Origin of the sequence: Saccharopolyspora kobensis, from assembly GCF_900108315.1 — a bacterium.
GTDB classification, from domain to species: Bacteria; Actinomycetota; Actinomycetes; order Mycobacteriales; family Pseudonocardiaceae; genus Saccharopolyspora; species Saccharopolyspora kobensis.
This window is the reverse complement of record NZ_FNVB01000006.1, coordinates 409,088-433,985: the sequence shown is the minus strand read 5'-3', so window position 1 is coordinate 433,985 and position 24,898 is coordinate 409,088. Positions and strand designations below refer to the sequence as shown.

General features: G+C 69.4%; 20 protein-coding genes, 2 tRNA genes and 1 pseudogene. 14 read left to right on the top strand and 9 right to left on the bottom strand.

The genetic code is table 11. From position 1 onward, the window contains the following. Positions 1-18 precede the first annotated feature (18 nt). Complete coding sequence (locus tag C4T78_RS22460; protein WP_093350810.1) at positions 19-1,167, top strand: N-acetylmuramoyl-L-alanine amidase; 1,149 nt, start codon at positions 19-21, stop codon at positions 1,165-1,167. A gap of 115 nt (positions 1,168-1,282) precedes the next feature. On the opposite strand, the gene C4T78_RS22455 is transcribed toward C4T78_RS22460, so the two are convergent. Then, on the bottom strand, positions 1,283-1,909 hold the full coding sequence (locus C4T78_RS22455) for a GNAT family N-acetyltransferase (RefSeq protein WP_093350813.1): 627 nt from the start codon (positions 1,907-1,909) through the stop codon (positions 1,283-1,285). Between the two features lie 261 nt (positions 1,910-2,170). On the opposite strand from C4T78_RS22455, the gene C4T78_RS22450 reads away from it, so the two are divergent. Further along, entirely contained in the window at positions 2,171-3,496 is a 1,326-nt protein-coding gene (locus C4T78_RS22450) for an aminotransferase-like domain-containing protein (protein WP_093350815.1), read from the top strand. Positions 3,497-3,781: 285 nt separating this feature from the next. Further along, entirely contained in the window at positions 3,782-4,732 is a 951-nt protein-coding gene (locus C4T78_RS22445) for a D-alanine--D-alanine ligase family protein (protein ID WP_093350818.1), read from the top strand. Between the two features lie 211 nt (positions 4,733-4,943). Here the strand turns inward: C4T78_RS22445 and C4T78_RS22440 are convergent, their stop codons facing one another. The 8 genes from C4T78_RS22440 to rpmH form a co-directional block, all read right to left on the bottom strand. Then, the gene (locus tag C4T78_RS22440; protein WP_093350820.1) at positions 4,944-5,939 is read right to left on the bottom strand and encodes a ParB/RepB/Spo0J family partition protein; all 996 of its coding nucleotides are present in this window, start codon (positions 5,937-5,939) and stop codon (positions 4,944-4,946) included. Further along, positions 5,936-6,832, bottom strand: a complete 897-nt coding sequence (locus tag C4T78_RS22435; protein ID WP_093150708.1) for a ParA family protein — start codon at positions 6,830-6,832, stop codon at positions 5,936-5,938. Before C4T78_RS22435 ends, C4T78_RS22440 begins: the two co-directional genes overlap by 4 nt. Before the next feature lie 101 nt (positions 6,833-6,933). Further along, complete coding sequence (gene rsmG / locus C4T78_RS22430; RefSeq protein ID WP_093351180.1) at positions 6,934-7,626, bottom strand: 16S rRNA (guanine(527)-N(7))-methyltransferase RsmG; 693 nt, start codon at positions 7,624-7,626, stop codon at positions 6,934-6,936. 355 nt (positions 7,627-7,981) lie between these two features. Then, positions 7,982-8,515 carry a Jag family protein gene (locus tag C4T78_RS22425; RefSeq protein ID WP_093150705.1) on the bottom strand — a complete coding sequence of 178 codons (534 nt, stop codon included), beginning with the start codon at positions 8,513-8,515 and terminating at the stop codon, positions 7,982-7,984. A 32-nt stretch (positions 8,516-8,547) separates the two neighbouring features. Continuing rightward, positions 8,548-9,495 carry a membrane protein insertase YidC gene (gene yidC, locus C4T78_RS22420; RefSeq protein WP_093350823.1) on the bottom strand — a complete coding sequence of 316 codons (948 nt, stop codon included), beginning with the start codon at positions 9,493-9,495 and terminating at the stop codon, positions 8,548-8,550. A 5-nt stretch (positions 9,496-9,500) separates the two neighbouring features. Further along, complete coding sequence (gene yidD / locus C4T78_RS22415) at positions 9,501-9,824, bottom strand: membrane protein insertion efficiency factor YidD (RefSeq protein ID WP_093350825.1); 324 nt, start codon at positions 9,822-9,824, stop codon at positions 9,501-9,503. Beyond that, positions 9,824-10,267, bottom strand: coding sequence for a ribonuclease P protein component (rnpA, locus tag C4T78_RS22410; RefSeq protein WP_093350828.1), 444 nt, complete (start codon positions 10,265-10,267; stop codon positions 9,824-9,826). The genes yidD and rnpA overlap by 1 nt, the downstream gene beginning before the upstream one ends. A gap of 12 nt (positions 10,268-10,279) precedes the next feature. Then, entirely contained in the window at positions 10,280-10,423 is a 144-nt protein-coding gene (gene rpmH / locus C4T78_RS22405) for a 50S ribosomal protein L34 (RefSeq protein ID WP_093150693.1), read from the bottom strand. A 607-nt stretch (positions 10,424-11,030) separates the two neighbouring features. Between rpmH and dnaA the strand changes: the two genes are divergently transcribed. From dnaA to C4T78_RS22350, 11 genes and pseudogenes are all read left to right on the top strand, one after another. Beyond that, positions 11,031-12,782 carry a chromosomal replication initiator protein DnaA gene (gene dnaA / locus C4T78_RS22400; RefSeq protein ID WP_093350831.1) on the top strand — a complete coding sequence of 584 codons (1,752 nt, stop codon included), beginning with the start codon at positions 11,031-11,033 and terminating at the stop codon, positions 12,780-12,782. 1,390 nt (positions 12,783-14,172) lie between these two features. Then, positions 14,173-15,297 (top strand): DNA polymerase III subunit beta, encoded by a 1,125-nt coding sequence (dnaN, locus tag C4T78_RS22395; protein ID WP_093350833.1) that lies wholly within the window; start codon positions 14,173-14,175, stop codon positions 15,295-15,297. Between the two features lie 178 nt (positions 15,298-15,475). Then, a complete protein-coding gene (gene gnd / locus C4T78_RS22390; protein WP_093350836.1) occupies positions 15,476-16,363 on the top strand; it encodes a phosphogluconate dehydrogenase (NAD(+)-dependent, decarboxylating) in 888 nt (295 codons plus the stop codon). Positions 16,364-16,795: 432 nt separating this feature from the next. Continuing rightward, positions 16,796-17,971 (top strand): DNA replication/repair protein RecF, encoded by a 1,176-nt coding sequence (recF, locus tag C4T78_RS22385; protein WP_093350839.1) that lies wholly within the window; start codon positions 16,796-16,798, stop codon positions 17,969-17,971. Between the two features lie 145 nt (positions 17,972-18,116). Next, the gene (locus C4T78_RS22380; protein ID WP_093350841.1) at positions 18,117-18,611 is read left to right on the top strand and encodes a DciA family protein; all 495 of its coding nucleotides are present in this window, start codon (positions 18,117-18,119) and stop codon (positions 18,609-18,611) included. A 353-nt stretch (positions 18,612-18,964) separates the two neighbouring features. Continuing rightward, positions 18,965-20,938: a DNA topoisomerase (ATP-hydrolyzing) subunit B gene (gene gyrB / locus C4T78_RS22375; RefSeq protein WP_093350844.1), complete on the top strand. Its 1,974-nt coding sequence runs from the start codon at positions 18,965-18,967 to the stop codon at positions 20,936-20,938. 107 nt (positions 20,939-21,045) lie between these two features. Continuing rightward, positions 21,046-23,541, top strand: a complete 2,496-nt coding sequence (gyrA, locus tag C4T78_RS22370) for a DNA gyrase subunit A (protein WP_093350846.1) — start codon at positions 21,046-21,048, stop codon at positions 23,539-23,541. Positions 23,542-23,592: 51 nt separating this feature from the next. Continuing rightward, positions 23,593-24,363, top strand: a complete 771-nt coding sequence (locus tag C4T78_RS22365; protein WP_093350849.1) for a DUF3566 domain-containing protein — start codon at positions 23,593-23,595, stop codon at positions 24,361-24,363. 115 nt (positions 24,364-24,478) lie between these two features. Next, a tRNA-Ile gene (locus C4T78_RS22360) sits at positions 24,479-24,552 on the top strand. Positions 24,553-24,614: 62 nt separating this feature from the next. Beyond that, a pseudogene (locus tag C4T78_RS36805) lies at positions 24,615-24,722 on the top strand (DLW-39 family protein); the annotation flags it as partial. Positions 24,723-24,823: 101 nt separating this feature from the next. After that, positions 24,824-24,896, top strand: a tRNA-Ala gene (locus C4T78_RS22350). Positions 24,897-24,898 lie beyond the last annotated feature (2 nt).

The following is a 24,898-nucleotide window of genomic DNA, read 5'->3' as shown; positions in this document are numbered from 1 at the left end:
GAATCGAGCGAGGAGTGCATGCAGCTGCTCCACCGCGGTGACGTCGGTCCGGCCGTTGCCGAGATCAGGAACACCCTTGCAGCGCTGGGTCTGCTGGCGGCCAACGGCCGGACGGATCCGGCGCTGTTCGACGACGCGGTGGAACAGGCGGTTCGGGTCTTCCAGCAACAACGCGGGCTGATCACCGACGGCGTGGTGGGCCCGGCGACCTACCGCGCGCTCACCGAGGCCCGCTGGCGGCTCGGCGACCGGTCGCTGGCATTCCTGGTGTCCAAGCCGATCAGCGGCGACGACGTGTTCGCGCTGCAGGAGCGGCTGCTGGAGCTGGGCTTCGACGCCGGCCGCCCGGACGGCATCTTCGGCCGCGAGACCGAGCAGGCGCTGCGCAGCTTCCAGCGCGAGTACGGCCTGAACCCCGACGGCATCTGCGGGCCGGGCACGCTGCGGGCGCTCCGGCAGCTCGCGCCGAAGGTCCGCGGTGGCCGCCCGGTGTACCTCCGCGAGCAGGAGAAGGTGCGGCGCGCCGGGCCGCGGCTGCGCGGCAAGCGCATCGTGATCGACCCGGGGCACGGCGGCGCGGACCGCGGCGCCTGCATCGGCGACGTGTGCGAGGCCGACCTCACCTGGGACCTGGCCCGCCGGCTGGAGGGCCGGATGGTGGCCACCGGCATGGAGGCGCTGATCACCCGCGGGCCCAACGCCTGCCCGCCGGACGCCGACCGCGCCGGGTTCGCCAACGAGGCGGGCGCGGACATGTTCCTGTCGCTGCACATCGACGCCAACCACTCGCCGCTGGCCGAGGGCGTGGCGAGCTTCCACTTCGGCACCGGCAACGGCACCACCTCGACCGTGGGGGAGGCGCTGGCGGGCTTCCTGCAGCGCGAGATCGTCGCGCGGACGGGCCTGCGCGACTGCCACACCCAGGCCAAGACCTGGGACGTGCTGCGCCTGACCCGGATGCCCGCGGTGCGCATGGAGCTGGGCTACCTGACCAACGCCCGCGACCGCTCCCGCCTGCTGGACCCGGCGTTCCGCGACGTCATCGCGGAGGGCCTGCTGGTCGCCGTGAAGCGCCTGTACCTGCTGGGCAAGGACGACCAGCCGACCGGCACCTTCACCTTCGACGACCTCCTCCGCCACGAACTCGCCCGAGCCGAAGGCGCCTGACCCCCGAGTCCTGCGCGATTTCAATTGAAATTGCACGTCTGATTTCAATTGAAATCGCGTTCCGGGGTGACGGCCGTGGGCGATTTGTCGACTTGTCGATGTGTCGGCTCGCCGATCAGGCGCCGCCGATCACCGGCTCGGCGGTCTTGATGGTCACCGAGCTGAGCAGGCGCTCCAGGGCCGCTTCGACGTCTTCCTTCCAGGAGATCGCCGTGCGCAGCTCCAGGCGCATCCGCGGCCACTTGGGGTGCTGGCGGACCGTCTTGAACCCGACCTGCTGCAGGAACCCGGCAGGGATCACGCAGCTCTCAGCGGTGCCCTGCAGGTCGCCGAAGGCCTCCACGGCCTTCACGCCGCGACGCGTCAGGTCCTTCGCCACGTTCTGCACCAGCACCCGGCCCAGGCCGCCGTGCTCGAACTCCGGCAGCACGCGCAGCGCGGTCAGCAGCACCGCGTCCGCGCTCACCGGGGCAGTGGGGAAGGCAGCTGCGCGAGGCACCGCGGCGGGTGGGGCGTACATCGCGTAGCCCGCCGGAACGCCGTCGACGTAGATGACGCGGCCGCAGGAGCCCCACTCCAGCAGCACGCTGGAGACCCAGGCCTCCTTCTCCAGTTCGGTCTCGCCGAACTCCTCGGCCTGCTCCCGGATGTGCGGCGCGAGCTCCCAGAAGACGCACCGGCGACACCGCTTGGGCAGGTCGTCGAGGTTGTCCAGCGTGACGCCGACGACACGTCGCGACACCTGACCTCCTGGAGAACCCGCACGAACCCGCACCGACCGGCGGGAATGTGGCCAGGATAAGCGCCCGCGCCCCGGCACCGGAAGCTCCGCCGAGCACCGACAGCGACCCGATGGGGTGAGATGGGTTACCGACGGGTCGGTTTGCAGGAGGCGCTCGTTACATCTGAGCGGGGTCCTGGCGATAGGACCTATAGAATCGCCGGAATCGCTCCCGGCCCGGCCGGGGACGAGCAGTGCGCACAACCGAAACCGGAGCGCGATATGACGGATCACGGAAGTCAGCCGAACCCGCCGGAGAAGCCCGCACGCAACCTGGACGCGTACCGGGCGCACTACGCCGAGCGGACCGCAGGGATGACCGCTTCCGAGATCCGAGCTCTCTTCGCCGTCGCCAGCCGCCCCGAGGTGGTCTCGCTGGCCGGCGGCATGCCGAACCTGGCCGCGCTCCCGCTGGACTCGCTGGCCGCCGAGGTGGCCCGCCTGGTGTCCGAGGACGGGCAGGTGGCGCTGCAGTACGGCTCCGCCCACGGCGTGCCGGAGCTCCGCGAGCAGATCTGCGACGTCATGGCGCTGGAGGGCATCTCCGCGCACCCGGACGACGTGGTGGTCACCTCGGGCTCCCAGATGGCCCTCGACATGGTCACCCGGATCTTCTGCGATCCCGGTGACGTCATCCTCGCCGAGGGCCCGTCCTACGTCGGCGCGCTCGGCTCCTTCGCCGCGTACCAGGCCGAAGTGGTCCACGTGGCGATGGACGACGACGGACTCGACCCGGCCGCGCTGCGCCAGGCCATCGCGGACGTGACGGCGCAGGGCAAGCGGATCAAGTTCCTCTACACGATCCCGAACTTCCACAACCCGGGCGGCATCACGCTGGCCCTGCCGCGGCGCGCCGAGATCCTGGAGATCTGCGCCCAGCACGGCATCCTCGTGGTGGAGGACAACCCGTACGGCCTGCTCGGCTTCGACGGCAAGGCGCTGCCCGCGCTGCGCAGCATGGACACCAACAACGTGGTCTACCTCGGCTCGTTCTCCAAGACCTTCGCCTCCGGCCTGCGGGTCGGCTGGGTGCTCGCGCCGCACGCGATCCGCGAGAAGCTGGTGCTGACCGCCGAGTCGGCCACCCTGTGCCCGCCCACGCTGAACCAGATGATCGTGTCGCGCTACCTGAGCACGCACGACTGGCAGGGCCAGATCAAGATCTTCCAGGAGCAGTACCGGGAGCGCCGCGACGCGATGCTCAGCGCCCTGGAGCAGTACATGCCCGCGGGCTGCACGTGGACCCGGCCGGACGGCGGGTTCTTCGTCTGGCTGACCACTCCCGAGGGCGTGGACACCAAGGCGATGCTGCCGCGCGCGGTGACCCAACGGGTCGCCTACGTCTCCGGAACCGGCTTCTACCGCGGCGGATTCGGCAGCCGCCAGATGCGACTGTCCTACTGCTACCCGACGCCGGAGCGGATCCGCGAGGGCGTCCGCCGGTTGGCCAACACGCTGACCGAGGAGATGGAGCTGGTCCGCACCTTCGGCACCGTGCCGCAGCGCAGCGTGCCGGGACCGCAGGCCCCGTCTCCCGACACGGCGTAGAACGGTTTTGACGAACGCGTTTCGCGTGGCGGTGCGGGTGGCGGGTTCTCAGCGCCCGCACGGACTCCGGGAGCTCGGACTTACGTATGACCAATAAGCGGCGCTCGGGCTGCCCGCGGCGGTGGGAGCTGCGAGGGTGGGCTAAGCGGCTGCGCCGCTTCGAGACGAAGAGCAGAACTAAGATCAGAGACAGGTTCTGAGGGTTTCCCGGTTTCCGAAACGGTCCACTGTGCACGGGATTTCCGCGGTGCACAGTGGACTACTACTTTCCAGGGGTGTTGTTGAGTGTCTGATCGCTGGGTCGCCGTGCTCGCAGGTGGGCTTTCGCACGAGCGCGAGGTGTCGCTGCGCTCCGGGCGCCGGCTGTCGGCGGCGCTGCGTTCGGTCGGCGTCACCGTGGCCGAGTGGGATGCCGACGCCCGCCTGCTCTCCCGCGTCGAGCAGGAACGCCCCGACGCGGTCGTCGTCGCGCTGCACGGGGGAGAGGGTGAGAACGGCGCGGTGCAGGCCGTGCTGGACATGCTCGGCGTCCCGTACGTCGGCACCAGCCCGCACGCGTGCCGCAGGGCGTGGGACAAGCCGACCGCGAAGGCGGAGCTCGCCCGCGCCGGCCTGGCCACCCCGGACTGGGTCGCCCTGCCGCACGCGACCTTCCGCGAGCTGGGCGCGCAGGCCGTCCTGGACGCGCTCGTGGCCAAGCTCGGTCTGCCGCTGATGCTCAAGCCGGACCAGGGCGGTTCGGCGCTGGGCGCGCACGTGGTGCGCGATGCCGCCGAACTGCCGTCGGCGATGGTGGGGGCGCTGTCGTACGGCGACACCGTGCTCGTCGAGCAGTTCGTCGAGGGCACCGAAGTGGCGATCACCGTCATTGACGGGCCGAACGGTCCGGAGGCGCTGCCCGCGGTGCAGATCGAACCGGCCGACGGCGTCTACGACTACACCGCCCGCTACACCGCCGGTCTCACGAGCTACCGCACGCCCGCCGAGATCCCGGCGGAAGCGGCGGCGGCCGCGGCCGAGCTCGCGATCTCCGCGCACCGCCTGCTCGGGCTCCGCGACGTCTCCCGGACCGACGCGATCATCGACCGCGACGGTACGCCGCACTTCCTGGAGGTCAACGTGTCACCCGGGTTGACCGAGACCTCGCTGCTGCCGATGGCGGTCGAGGCCGCGGGCCGGTCGCTGGGGGAGGTCTTCGCCGGACTCGTCGAGCGGGCGATCTCGCGCGCGCACTGACGCGATGTTTCACGTGAAACGAGGTCCGGTCTCCCGCGGGAGACCGGACCTCGTCGTCTGTCGACCCTCGTCGTCTGTCCGACCCCTCCCGCAGCCGAGTCCCCCGGCCGGGGAGGGGTGCAATTTCAATTGAAATCAGAGGTCCAATTTCAATTGAAATTGCGAAACTGATCACGCAGCGTCATCGTCACCGTGACAAAAGGGGTCGGTGTCATTCCTCGCTGAGGCCGCGGGCCTGTTCACCCAAGATCAACTCCGCTACTCGCTCGAGGTCGTCCACCGAGCCGAACTCCACGACGATCCGGCCCTTCCGGCGACCGCGCTCGACCTTGACCCTCGTGTCGAAGTGATCGGACAGCCGGTTGGCGAGCCGGTCGAGCCCGGGGGACTGGATCGGCTTCTTCGGCTCCGCCTTCTTCTTCGGCGCCTCCCGCTTGAGCAGCGTCACCTGCTCCTCGGTCGCCCGGACGGAGAGCCCCTCCGCGACGATCCGCTTCGCCAGCTCCTCCTGCTGACCGACGTCCTCCAGGCTGAGCAGGGCGCGGGCGTGCCCGGCCGACAGCACACCGACGGCCACCCGTCGCTGGACCTCCAGCGGCAGCTTCAGCAGCCGGATGGTGTTGGTGATGACCGGGCGGCTGCGACCGATCCGGTCCGCCAGCTCGTCGTGCGTCACGCCGAACTCGCCCAGCAGCTGCTGGTAGGCAGCCGCCTCCTCCAGCGGGTTGAGCTGGACGCGGTGGATGTTCTCCAGCAGGGCGTCCCGCAGCATCGCGTCGTCCTGCGTCTTGCGGACGATCGCCGGGATGACGTCCAGCCCGGCCAGCTGCGAGGCGCGCCACCGGCGCTCGCCCATGATGAGCTCGAACCGGTCGGTCTCCAGCTCGCGCACCACGATCGGCTGCATCAAGCCGAACTCGCGGATGGAGTGCTGCAGCTCCTGCAGCGCCTCCTCGTCGAACACCTGCCGCGGCTGCTTCGGGTTCGGCGTGATCGAGGAGATGGCGATCTCGCGGTAGACCGCCCCCGCCACCTCACCGCCGTTGGTTTCACGTGAAACCTCGGGAGCGGGCGGTTCCGGACGGCGCAGTCCGGGGCCGCCGCGCACCGTCGTGCCGCTCAACGCGGCTCCGTCCGCACCCGCCGGGGGACCGCTGGGGATCAGGGCGGCGATGCCGCGCCCCAGACCGCCTCTGCGCTCGCTCATGCCGTCGTCCTCTCCACACCCCGCTCGGCGATCTCCCGCGCCGCGTCGAGGTAGCTCATGGAACCGCGCGAGCCCGGGTCGTAGGTCAGCACCGTCTGCCCGAAGCCCGGCGCCTCGGAAATCTTCACACTGCGCGGGATCACGGTGCGCAGCGCCAGGTCCCCGAAGTGACCGCGCACCTCGGCGGTGACCTGATCGGCCAGCTTGGTGCGCCCGTCGTACATGGTCAGCAGGATCGTCGACACCCACAGCGAGGGGTTCAGGTGCGACTGGACCAGCTCGATGTTGCGGAGCAGCTGACCGAGCCCCTCCAGCGCGTAGTACTCGCACTGGATCGGGATCAGCACCTCGTGCGCGGCGACCATCGCGTTCACCGTGAGCAGGCCGAGCGACGGCGGACAGTCGATGAAGACGTAGTCCGGCGCGAGCTGGTTGACCGCCTCGGAGTTCAGCGCCTCCTTCAGCCGGCCTTCCCGAGCCACCATGGTGACGAGCTCGATCTCCGACCCGGCCAGGTCGATGGTCGCGGGCACGCACCAGAGGTTCTTCGACTGGGTGCTCTGCGCCGCCGCGTCGGCGATGCTCATCTCGCCCAGCAGCACCTCGTAGACCGACGGCGTCCCGGAGCGGTGCTCGACGCCGAGCGCGGTGCTGGCGTTGCCCTGCGGGTCGAGGTCGATTACGAGCACGTTGAGCCCGTGCAGCGCGAGCCCGGCCGCGAGGTTCACCGTGCTCGTCGTCTTGCCGACGCCGCCCTTCTGGTTGGCGACGGTGATGATGCGCCGATGGCTGGGGCGGGGGAGCTCCAGCGTCTCCGGGTGCAGCACCCGGGTCGCCCGCTGGGCCTCCTCCATGATCGGCGTCCAGCCGATGTCGTCCTTCCCGAAGCTCATCGCGGGATCCCCGCTCGTCGGACCGGAGGGGAACCGCATACCGCCCACCGCACGGCCCTTCGTTTCACGTGAAACACGACCCGCTCCGTTTGACTCCGGATTCACCGTCCACGATCCTTTCTCGTTCGACGTGCACCGTCACGACGCCGACCGGACGCATTTCGGGTCGCCGCGACCCGTTCCACCACGACGACGGTCGTCGGCACTTCGAGCGCACCGACACCGCACGACACCACTTCGCCACGACCGCCACCGACCGCAGCGATGGCCGCCGCATCCCGCTCCAGCTCCTCCGCCGCGCTCTCGCCCTTCATGGCGAGCAGCCGACCGCCCTGCCGGAGCAGGGGGAGGCACCACTTCGCGAGCCGTTCCATCGGGGCGACTGCGCGCGCGGTCACGACGTCCTGATCGGCCAGCCGCTCTCGCACCGGGCCCTCCTCGGCACGTCCGCGCACCACCTCGACGGTGAGCTCCAACTCGGTGATGACTTCCTGCAACCACGTCACCCGTCGAGCCATCGGCTCCAACAGGGTCAGGTTGAGATCCGGGCGGGCGATCGCCAGCGGGATGCCCGGCAACCCCGCCCCAGAGCCTACGTCCAACACCCGGCAATTCGGTGGCAGCAACTCCGCAATAACCGCAGAGTTCAACAGATGTCTTTCCCAGAGCCGGTCCAGCTCGCGCGGACCGATGAGTCCGCGGCGGATCCCGTGCTCCTGGAGCATCTCGTGGAACCGCTCGGCCAGGTCCAGCCGATCACCGAACACGACCCGCGCCGCCGCAGGCTCGGTCAAAGCATTCACCCCGATGTTTCACGTGGAACCAAGGAATCTCCGACCAAGCCTGCCGGATAGCACTCCGCAATCACCATCAACCCCTCCGGCGCGTCCGAGGACGTCTTCCACCGGTTCGGACGATGGCGCTACGTGCCCCGTGCCGACAGGCAGGGGAGAGGGGGTCACAACCGATCGAATCGCCCCGTCCAACCACTCCGGGGACTAATGTCACGGTGACGTTTCTCGTCGGCCGACGTTTCACGTGAAACACGACCGACGAGCGGCCCGGATCAAGGTCTACCGCGATCCGCACCGGAAAACAACAATGCCCCCGTCCGAAAACGGGGGCATTGGAAACGCGGTCGGGGAGCGGTCAGCTCTTGAAGACGACCACCTTGCGGTTGGGCTCTTCGCCTTCGCTCTCGCTGTGAACACCGTCCACGGCGGCGACCGCGTCGTGGATGATCTTGCGCTCGAACGGGGTCATCGGACGCAGGCGGGCTTCCTTGCCGCTGGAGAGGACCTCCTCCGCGGTGGTGCGGCCGAGCTCGCTGAGCTCCTGGCGGCGAGCGGCGCGCCAGCCGGCGACGTCCAGCATGAGCCGGCTGCGCACGCCGGTCTCCTGCTGCACCGCGAGGCGGGTCAACTCCTGCAGCGCCTCCAGCACCTGGCCGCGACCGCCGACGAGCTTCTCCAGGTCGTCGCCGCCGTCGATGCTGACCACCGCGCGGCCGGCCTCCACGTCGAGGTCGATGTCCCCGTCGTAGTCCAGCAGGTCCAGCAGCCGCTCCAGGTAGTCACCCGCGATGTCGCCCTCCTGCACCAGCAGCGTTTCGGTGTTGGAAGGGGCCTCGGCAGCATCGGTCTCGGGTGCAGCCGGGCTCGACTCCTGCACGGTTTCGGACACTGGGTGTCTCCTCTCCAGGGTTCGCGCCGCACTCACCGGGTCTCGCCCGGCTTGTCCGTGTCGCGAGAACGGTCTTCGATCACCCCGGGGATCTCACCGGGTTGGTCCTTGGTCGTGTCCGCGGCCTCGTCGGTGCCGGACTCCGGCGCCGGGGCGGTGTCCACGACGGTGGATTCGACGACCGCGGGCGCGCCTGCCTGCGCTGCCTCCTCGCGGTCGATCCGGCTGAACACCAGGCGCTGCTGGGCCAGCGTCCAGAAGTTGTTGGCCAGCCAGTAGATCAGGATCGCCAGCGGCAGGAACGGACCACCGATGATCGCGAACGTCGGGAAGAGCCACAGCGTCATCCGGTTCATCACGGCCGTCTGCGGCTGAGCGGCGGCATCCGCCGTCTGGCGCTGCACGGAGTGGCGCGCGGTGAAGTGCGTGGCGATCGCGGCCGCGATCATCAGCGGCACGCCCACGAGCATCATCTCGATGCGGTCGGTGCCGAAGGAGGCCAGCACCTCGGGGGACTGGCTGATCGTGTTGGACAGCTTGGCGCCGAAGAAGTCCGCGGCCACGAAGGACGCCACGTCGTTGGCGTCGAAGATGTAGTTCGACGGTGCGCCCGGCTTGAAGCCGTTGAGCACGTGGAACAGGCCGAAGAACACCGGCACCTGCACCAGCACCGGCAGGCAGCCGCTGAGCGGGTTGAAGCCCTGCTCGGACTGCAGCTTCTGCATCTCCATCGCGAGCTTCTGCCGGTCGTCGCCGTACTTGGCCTGCAGCTCGCGGATCTGCGGAGCGAACTCCTGCATCTTCTTCATCGAGCGCACCTGGTGCACGAACGGCTTGAACAGCAGCGCGCGCAGCGTGAAGACGAGGAAGATGACCGACAGCGCCCAGGCGTAACCGCTGGCCGGGTCGAGCAGGAAGCCGAACACCTTGTGCCAGAACCACAGGATGGCCGACACCGGGTAGTAGATGAAGTCCAGCACGCGGGCTACTCCTCGGCAGGTTTCTCGGGTGCTCGGGCAGGGGCGGCGCGCTCACGAGGGGGCGGCACCGGGTCGATCCCTCCAGAGTGCCAGGGACCGCAGCGCAGCAGTCTGCGCAGGGTGAGCCAACCACCGCGGAACAGGCCGTGCGTGGTCAACGCCTCGACCGCGTAGGTGCTGCAACTCGGGTAGAACCGGCACATCGGCGGCAGCAGCGGGGAGATCACCTTGCGGTAGGCGTGCACCGGACCGAGCAGCACCCAGGCGAACGCGCTCGGGCGCCGAGCGGGCGCGCGGAGCCGTTCATCGTGCTGGTGGTCCTGAACCATCACCTGGAACCTGTCGCCGGACCATCGGGGTCGAGGACGCGGAGCTTCCGGAAGGCCGCGTCCAGGTCCGCGCCGAGTTCGCGACTGGAGGCATCGCCCGCCGCAGGCAGGGCTCGGACCACCACCAGTGTGCCAGCGGGCAGCACCGGGTAGCGGTCACGCATCAGATGGCGCAGGCGGCGCGTGACCCGGTGCCGGATCACAGCGCTGCCCACGGCTTTGCTCACGACAAAACCCACCCGGGTCGAACCAGTCGATTTCCGGGTGGGTGCCGTATTCGCCTCGGCTTCCGGTAAGGCCTCGCCGCGGTACCGCCCGGCCTCCGGTGCCTGGTCCGGTCGCAACACGTGGACCACCAGGCGGGAGCGCCCGGACCGGCGACCACGACGGACCACCAGGCGGAACTCCTGGCTCTTGGTCAGCCGGGCTGCCGCGGGAAGCACGGCCGGACGCGATCAGGCAGTCAGACGCGCGCGGCCCTGGCGACGGCGCGAGGCCACGATGGCCCGGCCGGCGCGAGTGCGCATGCGCAGCCGGAAGCCGTGCTTCCTGGCACGACGGCGGTTGTTCGGCTGGAAAGTGCGCTTGCCCTTGCTCACGGTCGGATCTCCCGGTTACTACAGGCACCGATGGCCACGGTGAACCACGGTTCGGTCAAGGTGTCCCTGTTCTTCCCGAGCCGCGGTCGCCAACCCGTGCGAAGATCGGCGTTACCGAGCGGCGCACGGCGCCGAAATCTCGGCGCAGTGACATGCCCGCTCAGGAAAGCGGGGACTGTACGAGGGTACGCAGTGCCTCCGGAGCTCGCACTACCGGGGTCGGGATAAGCTCGACCGCACGCCCGGTACCGGCGAACAGGCTGCCACATCCCGATCTTGCCGGCATCCCCGGGACTCACCTTGTGACCGCCGCGCGACCTTGTTAGCGTGCACCCCCTGCGATGCGCAGTCCGCAGCCGAGAGATCTTGTCGCGGGGCGCTCTGACCTCGATCGCAGCGGTACGACGGACCCTGGGGGCGACACCGCCGTGGTCTGCCGTACCTTCATACACAAGTTGTGGACAACTCTGTGGAGATCTTCCCGAACAGGTGATCCCCGGGGTTCGGCCCCACCGTCCCGTGACATCGCCGCACCCGAGCACTGTGGGAGCCCGGCTTTCGGGACCGCGAACGGGGGCCGCGCGAGCGAGGGGAGGGGAGCAAGGCGGTGTCCGACCACCAGGCCGATCTCGTTCGAGTCTGGGGCGAGGTGGTGCAGGAGCTGTCCTCCGGCACGCTCTCACCTCAGCAACGCGCGTGGATGCGCGTGACCCGTCCGATCGGACTGCTGGACGGGACTGCGCTGCTCGCCGCGCCGAGCGATTTCGCGAAGGAAGCCATCGAGCGCGCGCTGCGCGATCCCATCACCGACGCCCTGTCCCGCCGCCTCGGCCGGGACGTGTCGCTGGCGGTGAAGGTGGACACCGCGGTTCCCGCACCGACCCGGCCGGTCGCCGCACCCGCTCCCGCTGATCAGTGGAGCGGTCGCACCGGCGATCCGCCCGCACAGCCCTTCTTCACCACGACCGGCCTGGGCCGCGCGCCGGAGAACTTCGGCGCCGCCGAGGGCTACCGGCCGCCGGAGGTCTTCGGCAACACCGCGCACACCGGCTCGATCCCCAGCGTCGGGGAGGGCAGGCACGCCGCCCCCGAGCCCAAGCCGGAGATCGACTTCCCGACCGCGGAGTTCAAGTGGCCCGGCGGCGAGATCCCGCAGCCGCTGGAGGCCGACGGCGAAGCCGAGGAAGCCGAGCCGGAGGCCGAGGAAGCCACCCCGGAGGAGAAGAGCGGGGAGAACTGGCCGACCTTCGGCCGCGCCGGGCAACCGGTGGCCGAGCCGCAGCAGGGCCAGCCGTTCACCGCGCCCAAGCACGCCCCGCCGACCTCGCAGACCAGGCTGAACGCGAAGTACACCTTCGACACGTTCGTCATCGGCTCGTCGAACCGGTTCGCGCACGCCGCCGCGGTGGCCGCGGCCGAGGCACCCGCCCGCGCCTACAACCCGCTGTTCATCTGGGGCGAGTCGGGTCTCGGCAAGACGCACCTGCTGCACGCGGTCGGGCACTACACGCAGCGCCTGTTCCCCGGGATGCGGGTCCGCTACGTCTCGACCGAGGAATTCACCAACGACTTCATCAACTCGCTGCGCGACGACCGCCAGGTCGCCTTCCAGCGGCGATACCGCGACGTCGACGTGCTGCTGGTGGACGACATCCAGTTCCTGGAGGGCAAGGAAGGAACCCAGGAGGAGTTCTTCCACACCTTCAACACGCTGCACAACTCGAACAAGCAGATCGTGGTGTCCTCCGACCGGCCGCCCAAGGGCCTGCGCACCCTGGAGGACCGGCTGCGCACCCGCTTCGAGTGGGGCCTGATCACCGACATCCAGCCGCCCGAGCTGGAGACCCGCATCGCGATCCTGCGCAAGAAGGCGGCCCAGGACCGGATGAACGCGCCGGCCGACGTGCTGGAGTTCATCGCCTCCCGCATCGAGCGCAACATCCGCGAGCTGGAGGGCGCGCTGATCCGGGTCACCGCGTTCGCGTCGCTGAACCGGCAGCCGGTCGACCTGCAGCTCGCCGAGATCGTGCTGCGCGACCTGATCCCGGACTCGCAGACCCCGGAGATCACCGCGCCGACGATCATGGCGGTCACCGCGGACTACTTCGGCGTGACCATCGACGACCTCTGCGGCCCGGGCAAGACCAAGGCGCTGGCGCAGGCGCGCCAGATCGCGATGTACCTGTGCCGGGAGCTCACCGACTCCTCGCTGCCCAAGATCGGCCAGTACTTCGGCGGCCGCGACCACACCACGGTGATGTACGCGGACAAGAAGATCCGCAAGGAGATGGCCGAGCGGCGCCGCGTGTACGAGCACGTGCAGGAGCTGACCGCCAGGATCAAGCAGCAGTCCAGGTAGTTCTTGGCTGCCCATCGGCTGGTCCGCGCGGTGGAACCGCTGTGCTCCCCGATCCGACCACTCCACGAGGTGCGCCGCTGGGCTTAGTTCGCGCGCTCGCCACGACGCCTCCCTGATCTGCCCGCCCGCGCGGTTCGCGCGACGGCTCGAGCGGATCGTTCACCTCTCTCCGCACCTCCCGGCCGCTGCCGCGCGACGTGCGGACGTTCAGCGTCCCCGGATGACGGTCGGCCGCTGCCGGACGTTCCCCGTCCGACCGGTGTGCTGACGCCCGGGTCGCATCGCGGATCTTTTCTGCCCGGCCACCTTCGCGCGGCGCACCCCCTCCAGCAGAAAGTTCCTGCGCGGATGCGCGCGGCCCGGAGGTGGGCCGGTCACGAGGCGAGCGCCGTCCGTAGGCCGCATCGAGCGCCAGGCGACGGGCGCGCACATCTTTCTGCTGGGGCGATCCGCCCCGGCGCACCCCCTCCGACAGAAAAGTTCTGCGTCCGGCGACGGCTCCGGAGGCTCCGATGCCAACCGGGAGAGGGGGTTCGGGCGTCTATTCAGGCGTGGACGGACACGTTCCGAGGTCGTGCGAGCGCGCTGCGCGCACGTGGAAGGCCCTGGAGCCGCGAACTTTTCTGGGTGGCCGGGTGGCCTTCGCCTCACCCCGGCAGCAGAAAAGTCCGCTGGAGGCCGAGCTGTCCACAGTTTCTGCATCCCCAGGGCTGACCTGGAGTTTTCCCCAATTCATCCACAGGCTGTGCACAGGTTGTGGCGGTCTGCCCACAACCCGGACGGCGGTTGACCACAGGGATCCCACAGGTTTGCCCACAACCTGACCGGTGGAACGGCCGAAAACCACAGGGGCTGGGTACAACCGGGGGGTCGAACTGTGGATGGAACTGTGGACAACTGGGGATGGTTGTGGACTGTTCGGAGGGGGGCCGAAGTTGTCCACCACCCGGTTGTCGTAGTCCACGGTTACGTCCCGTGGTCATCCACATCCGGCCACGCCGCGCGACCAGCCCAAACGCCGGTTGTCCCCACAACTCACAGCCCTTACTACTACTGCGGTCTTTTGTTCTTCTAGAAGAAAAAAGAAAACAGAAGTAAGGGCCGGTGGATAAGTGGACAACTCGGCTCGGCGGGCCCGGACGGGCTGACGAACTGCTCGGACCCGGATGCGGAGATCGCAGCGCACGCTCTACGGTGGAACTCCCGCGGAGGCAGCCCCGACGAACTTCGCGCCGCAGTCCTGCTGCTCGGGCCGGTCGGTGCCTAGGGGCGTCCGTGCGGGGATCGCTCCACCCCGCGCGGGGCCGGAGCACCACGACCCACCAATGAGCCTTGGAGCTCGGAGACAGTTCTCGGCAGCCCGCTCACGGCTGAAACCGAAAGGACACCCATGAAGATCCGCGTGGAACGTGACGGTCTCGCCGACGCCGTCGCCTGGGTCGCGCGCAGCCTTCCGTCGCGGCCACCGGTTCCGGTGCTGGGCGGGGTGCTGCTCGATGCGAGTTCCGGGGAGGCGCTGACCATCTCCGGCTTCGACTACGAGGTCTCCGCACAGGTCACCATCGACGCCTCGATCGACGCCAGCGGCAAGACCCTGGTCTCCGGGCGGCTGCTGGCCGACATCACCAAGGCGCTGCCCGCACGTCCGGTGGAGCTCACCGTCGACGGCACGCGCGTCACCATCACCTGCGGCAGCTCCAAGTTCAGCCTGCCGACCATGCCGGTGGAGGACTACCCCGAGCTGCCCGCGATGCCCGAGCACGTCGGCTCGGTGCCCACCGACCTGTTCGGCGAGGCGGTCGGCCAGGTCGCGGTAGCCGCGGGCAAGGACGACACGCTGCCGATGCTCACCGGCATCCGGATGGAGATCAACGCCGACAAGCTGACCATGGTCGCCACCGACCGGTTCCGGCTGGCGATGCGCGAGATCACCTGGGAGCCGGGCACCACGATCGGCGACACCTCGGTGCTGGTCCCGGCCAAGACGCTCGCCGACTCGGCCAAGACCCTCGGCGCCGGGGCGAGCAAGGTGGAGATCTCGCTGGCCTCCGGCGACGGACTGCTCGGCCTGTCCGGCACCTCCCGCCGCAACACCACGCGCCTGCTGGACGCGGAGTTCCCGAAGTACCGCCAGCTGCTGCCCGCCGAGAGCGCGGTGACCGCCAACATCAGCGTCGGCCCGCTGATCGAGGCGATCAAGCGCGTGTCGCTGGTCGCCGAGCGCGGCACCCAGGTGCGCCTGGAGTTCTCCGACCGGGTGCTGCGGCTGACCGCCGGTGGCGACGACGAGGGCAGCGCGGAGGAGGAGCTCGCGGTGGAGCTCTCGGGTGAGCCGCTGACCATCGCGTTCAACCCGACGTACCTGCTCGACGGCCTCGGTGCGATGAAGTCCGACCGCGCCCAGCTGCAGTTCACGACCGCCAACCGGCCGGCGCTGATCAAGCCGGTCGACGAGGACGGCAACGTGGCCGAGGGCTACCTGTACCTGCTGATGCCGGTCCGCCTGCCCGGCTGACCCTCGTTCAGCGGCGCGGCTCGCCCGCGAACCGAAGAAGGATGGGTCACATCCGGTGCCCGCTCCGGCCGGTGTCCGCGCCGCCGGCGGTTAGGCTCCGGTCAGATCGATTCAGCTGGCTCGGTCCCACCTCGCGCGCCGACCGACCAGTGGAAACACAGCTCGCAGAGGAGATCCGGTGCAACTCGGACTTGTCGGTCTCGGCCGAATGGGTTTCAACATGCGTGAGCGGCTGCGCGCCGCTGGACACGACGTCGTCGGTTACGACCGCAATCCGGAGGTCAGCGACGTCGCCTCGATCGCGGAGCTGGTGCAGAAGCTGGCCGGCCCGCGGATCGTGTGGATCATGGTGCCGCACGGCGACCCGACCCGGCAGACGGTCGAGGAGCTGGCCGGGCTGCTCTCCGCCGGTGACCTGGTGATCGAGGGCGGCAACTCGAAGTTCACCGATGACCAGGCCAACGCCGCGCTGCTCGCCGAGAACGGGATCAAGTACCTCGACGTCGGCGTCTCCGGCGGCGTGTGGGGCGCGAAAAACGGCTACGGCCTGATGGCCGGTGGCGACGCCGCCGACGTCGAGCGCGCCATGCCGATCTTCGACGCGCTGCGCCCGGAGGGTCCGCGCGAGGAGGGCTTCGCGCACGCCGGGCCGGTGGGCGCCGGGCACTACGCGAAGATGGTGCACAACGGCATCGAGTACGGCCTGATGCAGGCCTACGCCGAGGGCTTCGAGCTGCTGTCCGCCTCGGGCGTGGTCACCAACGTGCCCGAGACGATCAAGGCGTGGAGCCGCGGCACCGTGGTCCGCTCCTGGCTGCTGGACCTGCTGGTCCGGGCGCTGGACGAGGACCCGGAGCTGTCCGAGCTGCGCGGGTACGTCAACGACTCCGGCGAGGGTCGCTGGACGGTGGAGGAGTCGATCAACAACGCGGTGCCGACCCCGGTGATGACCGCGGCGCTGTTCGCCCGCTTCGCCTCCCGCCAGGAGGACTCGCCGGCGATGAAGGCCGTCGCCGCGCTGCGCAACCAGTTCGGCGGCCACGCCATCACCAAGACCGACAAGTGAACGAGCTTTTCCAGGCTCGTTCCGCGTGGCGGTGCGGGTAGCGGAACCTCAGCGCCCGCCTGGACTCCGGGCTCCCGTTCTCATGTACGTCCGATACACGACGAACGGGCTGTCCTCACCAGGCGAACGCTGAGATCCCGCGGCGGTGCGAGCGCCGCAGGTGGGTTGTGAGCCTGCGGCGCATGCGGCCGCTTCCGCAGCAGCGCGTTGATCGTCGCCGCTGCGGTCACCGGCGAAGACGAGGAGTTCGGTCGACCCGGCAGCGGAGTCGTCAAAGCGATTTGTCGACAAATCTCCGGTTGTCGGCGAACGGTTCGCAGCTCGGTGCCGACCGCTCGTCAGGTCGAGCTCCGCTCGTTCCACCCCACCGATCCGCCCGAGGAACGTGAAGTGCTCTCGGGTCGGATCGGCCGACCACTAAGTTGGACCGTCGTGTACGTCCGTCATTTGCAGGTGACCGACTTCCGGTCCTGGCCGCACGCCGACCTGGCGCTGGAGCCGGGGATCACCGTGCTCGTCGGGTCGAACGGGCAGGGCAAGACGAACCTGGTCGAGGCCGTCGGATACGTCGCCACCCTCGGTTCGCACCGCGTCGCGTCCGACGCGCCGCTGGTCCGCGACGGCACGTCGCGCGCCGTGGTGCGGGCTGCCGTGGTCAACGGCGGTCGCGAGCTGCTGGTCGAGCTGGAGATCACGCCGGGCAAGGCCAACCGCGCGCGGATCAACCGCGGCGCGGCCGGCAAGCCCCGCGACGTGCTGGGCATCCTGCGCACCGTGCTGTTCGCGCCGGAGGACCTCGCGATCGTGCGCGGCGACCCGGGCGAGCGCCGCCGCTTCCTCGACGAGCTGCTCGTCGCCCGTGCACCGAGGTACGCGGGCGTGCGCTCCGACTACGAGCGGGTGCTCAAGCAGCGGAGCGCGCTGCTGAAGTCCGCCGGTGCGGCGCGGCGCGGCGGCGGCAAGGCGGATCTGCGGACCCTCGAGGTCTGGGACGGGCACCTGGCGCGCTTCGGCGCGGAGCTGCTGGCCGGTCGGCTGGACCTCGTCGCCGCCATCGCACCCCATGTGACCAGCTCTTACGCCAACGTCGCCGCGACCGACGAGGCCAGCGCGCCGTCCGGCCGGGTCGCCCACGTGCGCTACCGCAGCAGTCTCGGCGAGTCGTTGCCCGAGGGGTGCGGCGAGCCGATGGGCGAGGCGGCCGACGTGGACGAGCTGGAAGCGGCGCTGCTCGCCGAGCTGGCGCGGGTCCGGCCGCAGGAGATCGAGCGCGGCGTGTCGCTGGTCGGACCGCACCGCGACGACCTGGAGCTGCTGCTCGGCGACCTGCCCGCCAAGGGCTACGCCAGCCACGGCGAATCGTGGTCGTTCGTGCTGGCGTTGCGGCTGGCTTCTTACCACCTGCTCACCGAGGATGGCGCGGAACCGGTGTTGATCCTGGACGACGTCTTCGCCGAACTGGACCGGCGCCGGCGGGCCCGGCTGGCCGAACTGGTCGCCGGGGCCGAGCAGGTGCTGGTGACCGCGGCGGTGGCCGAGGACGTGCCGCCCGAGCTCACCGGCGCGCGATTCGACGTTCGCGAAGGCGAGGTGCGACGTGTCCGGTGACCGCGCGCGGCCGAACGGTTCACCCAGCGTGATCGAAGGGGCCACCCGGCCCACTGATTCACCCACAGCTGGGGATAACTCTGTGGATGGTGTGGATAACCCGACGCCACCGACCGTGCCCGCGGCCGGTGGTGATGGCGCCGGGATGAGCGGCCCCGACCTGGCCCGCGCGGCCCTGCAGGCCGCCCGCGAGCAGTCCGCGGCCCGCCGCCGGGACGCCAAGAAGAAGGGCGGCAAGATCCGCACCCGCCGCCGTCGTGGCTGGTCAGGGCCCGGCCCGGACGACAGGGATCCGCAGCCGCTCGGCCGGCTGGCGGCCCGCATCGCCTCCGAGCGGGGCTGGACCGAGCACCTCTCCGGCGGCCAGGTGTTCGCCAAGTGGCCCGCGCTGGTGGGCGCCGACGTCGCCGAGCACACCAAACCGGTGGCGCTCAAGGACGGCGAGCTCACCGTCCAGGCCCAGTCCACGGCCTGGGCCACCCAGCTGCGGTTGCTGCAGCGGCAGATCCTCAAGCGGATCAGCGACGGCGTCGGCCGCGACGTGGTCCGCCGCATCAAGGTGCAGGGGCCGGCCGCGCCCAGCTGGCGGCACGGCCCGCGGCACGTCCCGGGGCGCGGGCCGCGCGACACCTACGGCTGAGGGCGGCACCCGGTCCTGCCGACGGGCGGCCGATCGGCGCAGAGATCCCTCAGCTGCCGCTCGCGGCTCTCGGATGGTGGATTGATTCGAGTTCTCCGCTCTGTGAGCAAGTCAGGGGTGTCCTTGCCCCACTTCTGTCCGGGTGGACCAGTAGAATCAAACCGGGTGTGGCCGAGGCGCCTGCCAGAGGAGCGCATCGGCGAGGTGCGCGGCACCGGCTCATGGCTGGTCGCGGCGTCAGCAGACGACAGTCGCCCCGAAGTGGTCAGCGGTGCTTCGACGCCGTCGCGTTGGAACCCGGCATCGACCGATCACCCTGACAGCACAGTCGGCTCAAGGAGAAATCGAGGCCCGTGGCACCGAAGAAGAGCGATTACAACGCTTCATCCATCACCGTTCTTGAGGGCCTTGAGGCCGTCCGCAAGCGTCCGGGCATGTACATCGGCTCGACCGGTGAGCGCGGTCTGCACCACCTGGTGCAGGAGGTCGTGGACAACTCGGTCGACGAGGCGATGGCCGGGTACGCGACGACCGTCGAGGTGACCCTGCTGCCCGACGGCGGCGTCCGCGTGATCGACGACGGCCGCGGCATCCCCGTCGACATGCACCCGGTGGAGAAGAAGCCGACCCTGGAAGTCGTGCTGACCGTGCTGCACGCGGGCGGCAAGTTCGACAGCGACGCGTACGCGGTCTCCGGTGGTCTGCACGGCGTCGGCGTCTCGGTGGTCAACGCGCTGTCCACCGCGCTGGAGGCCGAGATCCACACCGGTGGCTACGTGTGGCGGCAGCGCTACGAGGACTCCAAGCCCGTCGCCCAGGTCGAGCGCGGTGAGACCACCGACAAGACCGGCACCAGCATCACCTTCTGGGCCGACCCGACGATCTTCGAGACCACCCGGTACAACGCCGAGACGATCGCGCGCCGGCTGCAGGAGATGGCGTTCCTGAACAAGGGCCTGACCATGATCCTGCGCGACGAGCGGGTCGCGGAGGAGGACGAGGCCGGCGAGGACGCGAGCGGCACCACCGCCCGCGCGAAGGAGCGGACCTTCCACTACCCGGGCGGTCTGGAGGACTTCGTCCGGCACATCAACGCCACCAAGGAACCCATCCACAAGAAGGTGGTCGCCTTCAACGCCTCCGGCTCCGGGCAGGAGCTGGAGATCGCGATGCAGTGGAACTCCGGCTACAACCAGTCGGTCTACACCTTCGCCAACACCATCAACACGCACGAGGGCGGCACCCACGAGGAGGGCTTCCGCTCCGCGCTGACCCGCGTGGTCAACAGCTACGCGCGGGACAAGAAGCTGATCAAGGACAAGGACGGCAACCTCACCGGTGACGACGTCCGCGAGGGACTGGCCGCGATCGTGTCGGTGAAGGTCCGCGAACCGCAGTTCGAGGGCCAGACCAAGACCAAGCTGGGCAACACCGAGGTCAAGTCGTTCGTGCAGACCACCGCCTTCGAGTGGCTGACCGACTGGTTCGAGCGCAACCCGGCCGAGGCCAAGGTGATCGTCAACAAGGCGGTCTCCTCGGCGCAGGCGCGGATGGCCGCGCGCAAGGCCAAGGAGCTGGTGCGCCGCAAGAGCGCGATGGACATCGGCGGCCTGCCGGGCAAGCTGAAGGACTGCCAGTCCAACAACCCGGAGGAGTGCGAGCTCTACATCGTGGAGGGCGACTCCGCGGGCGGCTCGGCCAAGGAGGGGCGCGAGTCCCGCTTCCAGGCGATCCTGCCGCTGCGCGGCAAGATCATCAACGTGGAGAAGTCGCGGATCGACAAGGTCCTCAAGAACAACGAGGTCCAGGCGATCATCACCGCGCTGGGCACCGGCATCCACGACGAGTTCGACCTGGCCAAGCTGCGCTACCACAAGATCGTGCTGATGGCCGACGCCGACGTCGACGGCCAGCACATCCGCACCCTGCTGCTCACCCTGCTGTTCCGCTTCATGCGCCCGCTGATCGAGAACGGTCACGTGTTCCTCGCGCAGCCGCCGCTGTACAAGATCAAGTGGCCGCGCTCGGAGCCGGAGTACGCCTACAGCGACCGCGAGCGCGACGCGCTGCTGGAGGCGGGCGCCGCCGCCGGCCGCAAGCTGCCGAAGGACGACGGCATCCAGCGCTACAAGGGTCTCGGCGAGATGAACGCCGACGAGCTGTGGGACACCACGATGAACCCGGAGACCCGGCTGCTGCTGCAGGTCTCGCTGGACGACGCGGCCACCGCCGACGAGCTGTTCAGCGTGCTGATGGGCGAGGACGTCGAAGCCCGGCGCTCCTTCATCACCCGCAACGCCAAGGACGCCGGCTTCCTCGACGTGTGACCCGCTCGCCGGAACTCACCCGACCCGGTCGGACGCCCGGTCCGCGGCGATGACCGCCCGGACCGCCCGGACCGCGGCCTCCGACCTCCCGAAAGGAATTTCAAGTCGTGACTGAAGTCCTGCCGCCGGAACACGGCCGGATCGAGCCGGTCGACATCCAGCAGGAGATGCAGAACTCCTACATCAACTACGCGATGAGCGTCATCGTCGCGCGCGCCCTGCCGGACGTGCGCGACGGGCTCAAGCCGGTGCACCGGCGCGTGCTGTACGCGATGTACGACTCCGGCTTCCGCCCGGACCGCGGCTACGTGAAGTGCTCCCGCGTCGTCGGCGACGTGATGGGCAACTACCACCCGCACGGCGACTCGGCGATCTACGACACCCTGGTCCGGCTCGCCCAGCCGTGGTCGATGCGGCACAAGCTGATCGACGGCCAGGGCAACTTCGGTTCGCCCGGCAACGACCCGGCCGCGGCCATGCGGTACACCGAGTCGCGGCTGGCCCCGTTGGCGATGCACATGCTCGCCGACATCGAAGAGGACACCGTCGACTTCTCCGACAACTACGACGGCCGCACCCAGGAACCCGACGTGCTGCCGTCCCGGTTCCCGAACCTGCTGGTCAACGGCGGTGGCGGTATCGCGGTCGGGATGGCGACCAACATCCCGCCGCACAACCTGCGCGAGGTCGCCGACGGCGTCGTCTGGGCACTGGAGAACCCGGACTGCGACGACGAGCAGCTGCTCGAAGCGCTGATGGAGCGCATCAAGGGCCCGGACTTCCCGACGCACGCGCAGATCCTTGGCACCAACGCGATCGCGGACGCCTACCGCACCGGCCGCGGCTCCATCAAGATGCGGGCCGTCGTCACCATCGAGGAGGACAGCAAGGGGCGCACCACGCTGGTCGTCACCGAGCTGCCCTACCAGGTCAACCCGGACAACCTCATCGAGAACATCGCCTCGATGCACCGGGAGGGCAAGCTCACCGGCATCTCCGACATCGCCGACGAGTCCAACAGCCGGCGCGGCATGCGGATCGTCGTCACGCTCAAGCGCGACGCGATCCCGAAGGTGGTGCTGAACAACCTCTACAAGCACACCCAGCTGCAGACGACCTTCGGCGTCAACATGCTGGCGCTGGTCGACGGCGTGCCGCGCACGCTGCGGCTGGACCAGGTGATCCGGTACTACGTCAAGCACCAGGTCGAGGTCATCGTCCGGCGCACCAGGTTCCGGCTGAAGAAGGCCGAGGAGCGCGCCCACATCCTGCGCGGTCTGGTCAAGGCGCTGGACATGCTGGACGAGGTCATCGCCCTGATCCGGCGCTCGCCCACGGTGGACGACGCGCGCACCGGCCTGATCGAGCTGCTCGACGTGGACGAGGTCCAGGCCAACGCGATCCTGGAGATGCAGCTGCGCCGCCTGGCCGCCCTGGAGCGGCAGAAGATCATCGACCAGCTGGCCGAGATCGAGCGCGAGATCGAGGACCTCAAGGACATCCTCGCCAAGCCGGAGCGGCAGCGGCAGATCATCCGCGACGAGCTGATGGAGATCGTCGACAAGTACGGCGAGGACCGCCGCACGCAGATCATCCCCTTCGAGGGCGAGGTCTCCATGGAGGACCTCATCGCCGAGGAGGACGTGGTCGTCACGATCACCCGCACCGGCTACGCCAAGCGGACCCGCACGGACCTGTACCGGGCGCAGAAGCGCGGCGGCAAGGGCGTGCAGGGCGCGCAGCTGAAGCAGGACGACATCGTGTCGCACTTCTTCGTCTGCTCGACCCACGACTGGATCCTGTTCTTCACCAACAAGGGCCGGGTCTACCGGGCGAAGGCCTACGAGCTGCCGGAGGCCAACCGCACCGCGCGCGGTCAGCACGTGGCGAACCTGCTGGCGTTCCAGCCGGACGAGCAGATCGCCCAGGTCATGCAGATCAAGGACTACACCGCCGCCCCGTACCTGGTGCTCGCCACCAAGAAGGGTCTGGTCAAGAAGTCCCGGTTGACCGATTTCGATTCCAACCGATCGGGTGGTCTCATCGGCGTCAACCTGAAGGAGGACGACGAGCTGGTCGGTGCGGTGCTCTGCTCCGCCGACGACGACCTGCTGCTGGTGTCCGCCGAGGGTCAGTCGATCCGGTTCCACGCCACCGACGAGGCGCTGCGGCCGATGGGTCGCGCCACCTCGGGCGTGCTGGGCATGCGGTTCAACGACGGTGACGAGCTGCTGGCCATGGGCGTCGTGCGCGAGGACCGGTACGTGCTGGTCGCGACCGACGGCGGCTACGCCAAGCGCACCCCGATCGACGACTACCCGGTCCAGGGTCGCGGCGGAAAGGGAGTGCTGACTCTCCAGTACGACAACAAGCGTGGCAGGCTTGTGGGGGCGCTCATCGTCGAGCTCGACGACGAGCTCTACGCGATCACCTCCAGCGGGGGAGTCATCCGGACCACCGCCAAGGAGGTCCGCAAGGCCGGCAGGCAGACGAAGGGGGTTCGTCTGATGAACCTCGACGAGGGTTCCGCGCTGGTGGCCATCGCGCGCAACGCCGATGAGGCCGCCGACCCGGACGCTGCGGGGCCGGAGCAGCAGAAGTAACACTGTGGGAGACCACGCCGCACACCGCCGACGATCACCGAAGGATCGCTCGTGACACCTTCCGAGAAGCCGGAGTCCTCGGGCCCGCACAAGGACGCGGACCAGGCTTCGGCCAGCACGCAGACAGTCGACAGCACCGTCGAGGCGGAGACCGAGACCGCCCCGGTGGCCGCTGAGGCCGACAGCCCCAGCGGTGAGGAGCTGAACGGCACGGAGACGCCGCCGCCGTGGCAGCGCGCGTCGGCGGCGACCGGCGGGGAGGCCCCCGAGGCCACCCCGGTGGTCGCCGAGGTGCCGGACGTCGACGACACGCAGACCATCCCGAAGCAGTCCGTGGACCAGGAGACGGTGCGCACCAAGGTGCCGTCGTCGGCCCGGACCCAGGTCTCGTTCACCGGGGCCGGGACCGGTGCCGCGGGGCCGCGCGCGTCGACGCCGTCGGCGCGCCGCCCCAGCCGCGGACCGCGCCGGGCCAGCCTGCAGGTCAAGCGGGTCGACCCGTGGTCGGTGCTGAAGCTCGCGCTGGTGCTCAGCGTGGCGCTGTTCTTCGTCTGGATGATCGCGGTCGCGGTGCTCTACGGCGTGCTCGACGGCATGGGCGTGTGGGATCAGCTCAACGGCACCTTCAGCGAGCTGACCCAGCCGGACGACGCGGCGGCGGAGCCGCTGATCAGCGCCGCCCGGGTGTTCGGCGTTGCCTCGATCATCGGCGCGATCAACATCGTGCTGGTGACCGCGCTGGCGACGGTGGCCGCGTTCATCTACAACGTGGCGGCCGACTTCGCCGGCGGCGTCGAGATCACCCTGTCCGAGCGGGAGTAAGCCGCTGACGTGGCGATTCCGGTCCGCCGGGCCGGAATCGCCACGCCGCCGCGGCGCAACACGACCCCCCGTTCGAAGGGCCGGAAGGCGTCCTGTAGTCTTTGAATCACAACAAGGGCCTATAGCTCAGGCGGTTAGAGCGCTTCGCTGATAACGAAGAGGTCGAAGGTTCAAGTCCTTCTAGGCCCACTGGAAACCCTTAGAACCCGAACGTCACGGGCCGCGCGCCGCGTGCAAGGAGGCGACCGGAAGTGAAGAAGCTGCTCGCACTCGCCGCAGTTGCTGGAGTCGTGCTGTTCGTGGTCCGGCGCAACCGCGCCGCCAAGGCCGAGGCCGACCTCTGGCGCGAGGCCACCGCCGAGGCCTGATCGCCCGGCGAGACACCTGAACCAGCCCGGTCCGGTTTCGCCGCGCCGGGCTGTTCTCGTCGCCACCGCCGATCAACGCGCGGCGACGGTCAGGGGACGTAGCTCAATTGGCAGAGCACCGCCTTTGCAAGGCGGGGGTTAGGGGTTCGATTCCCCTCGTCTCCACG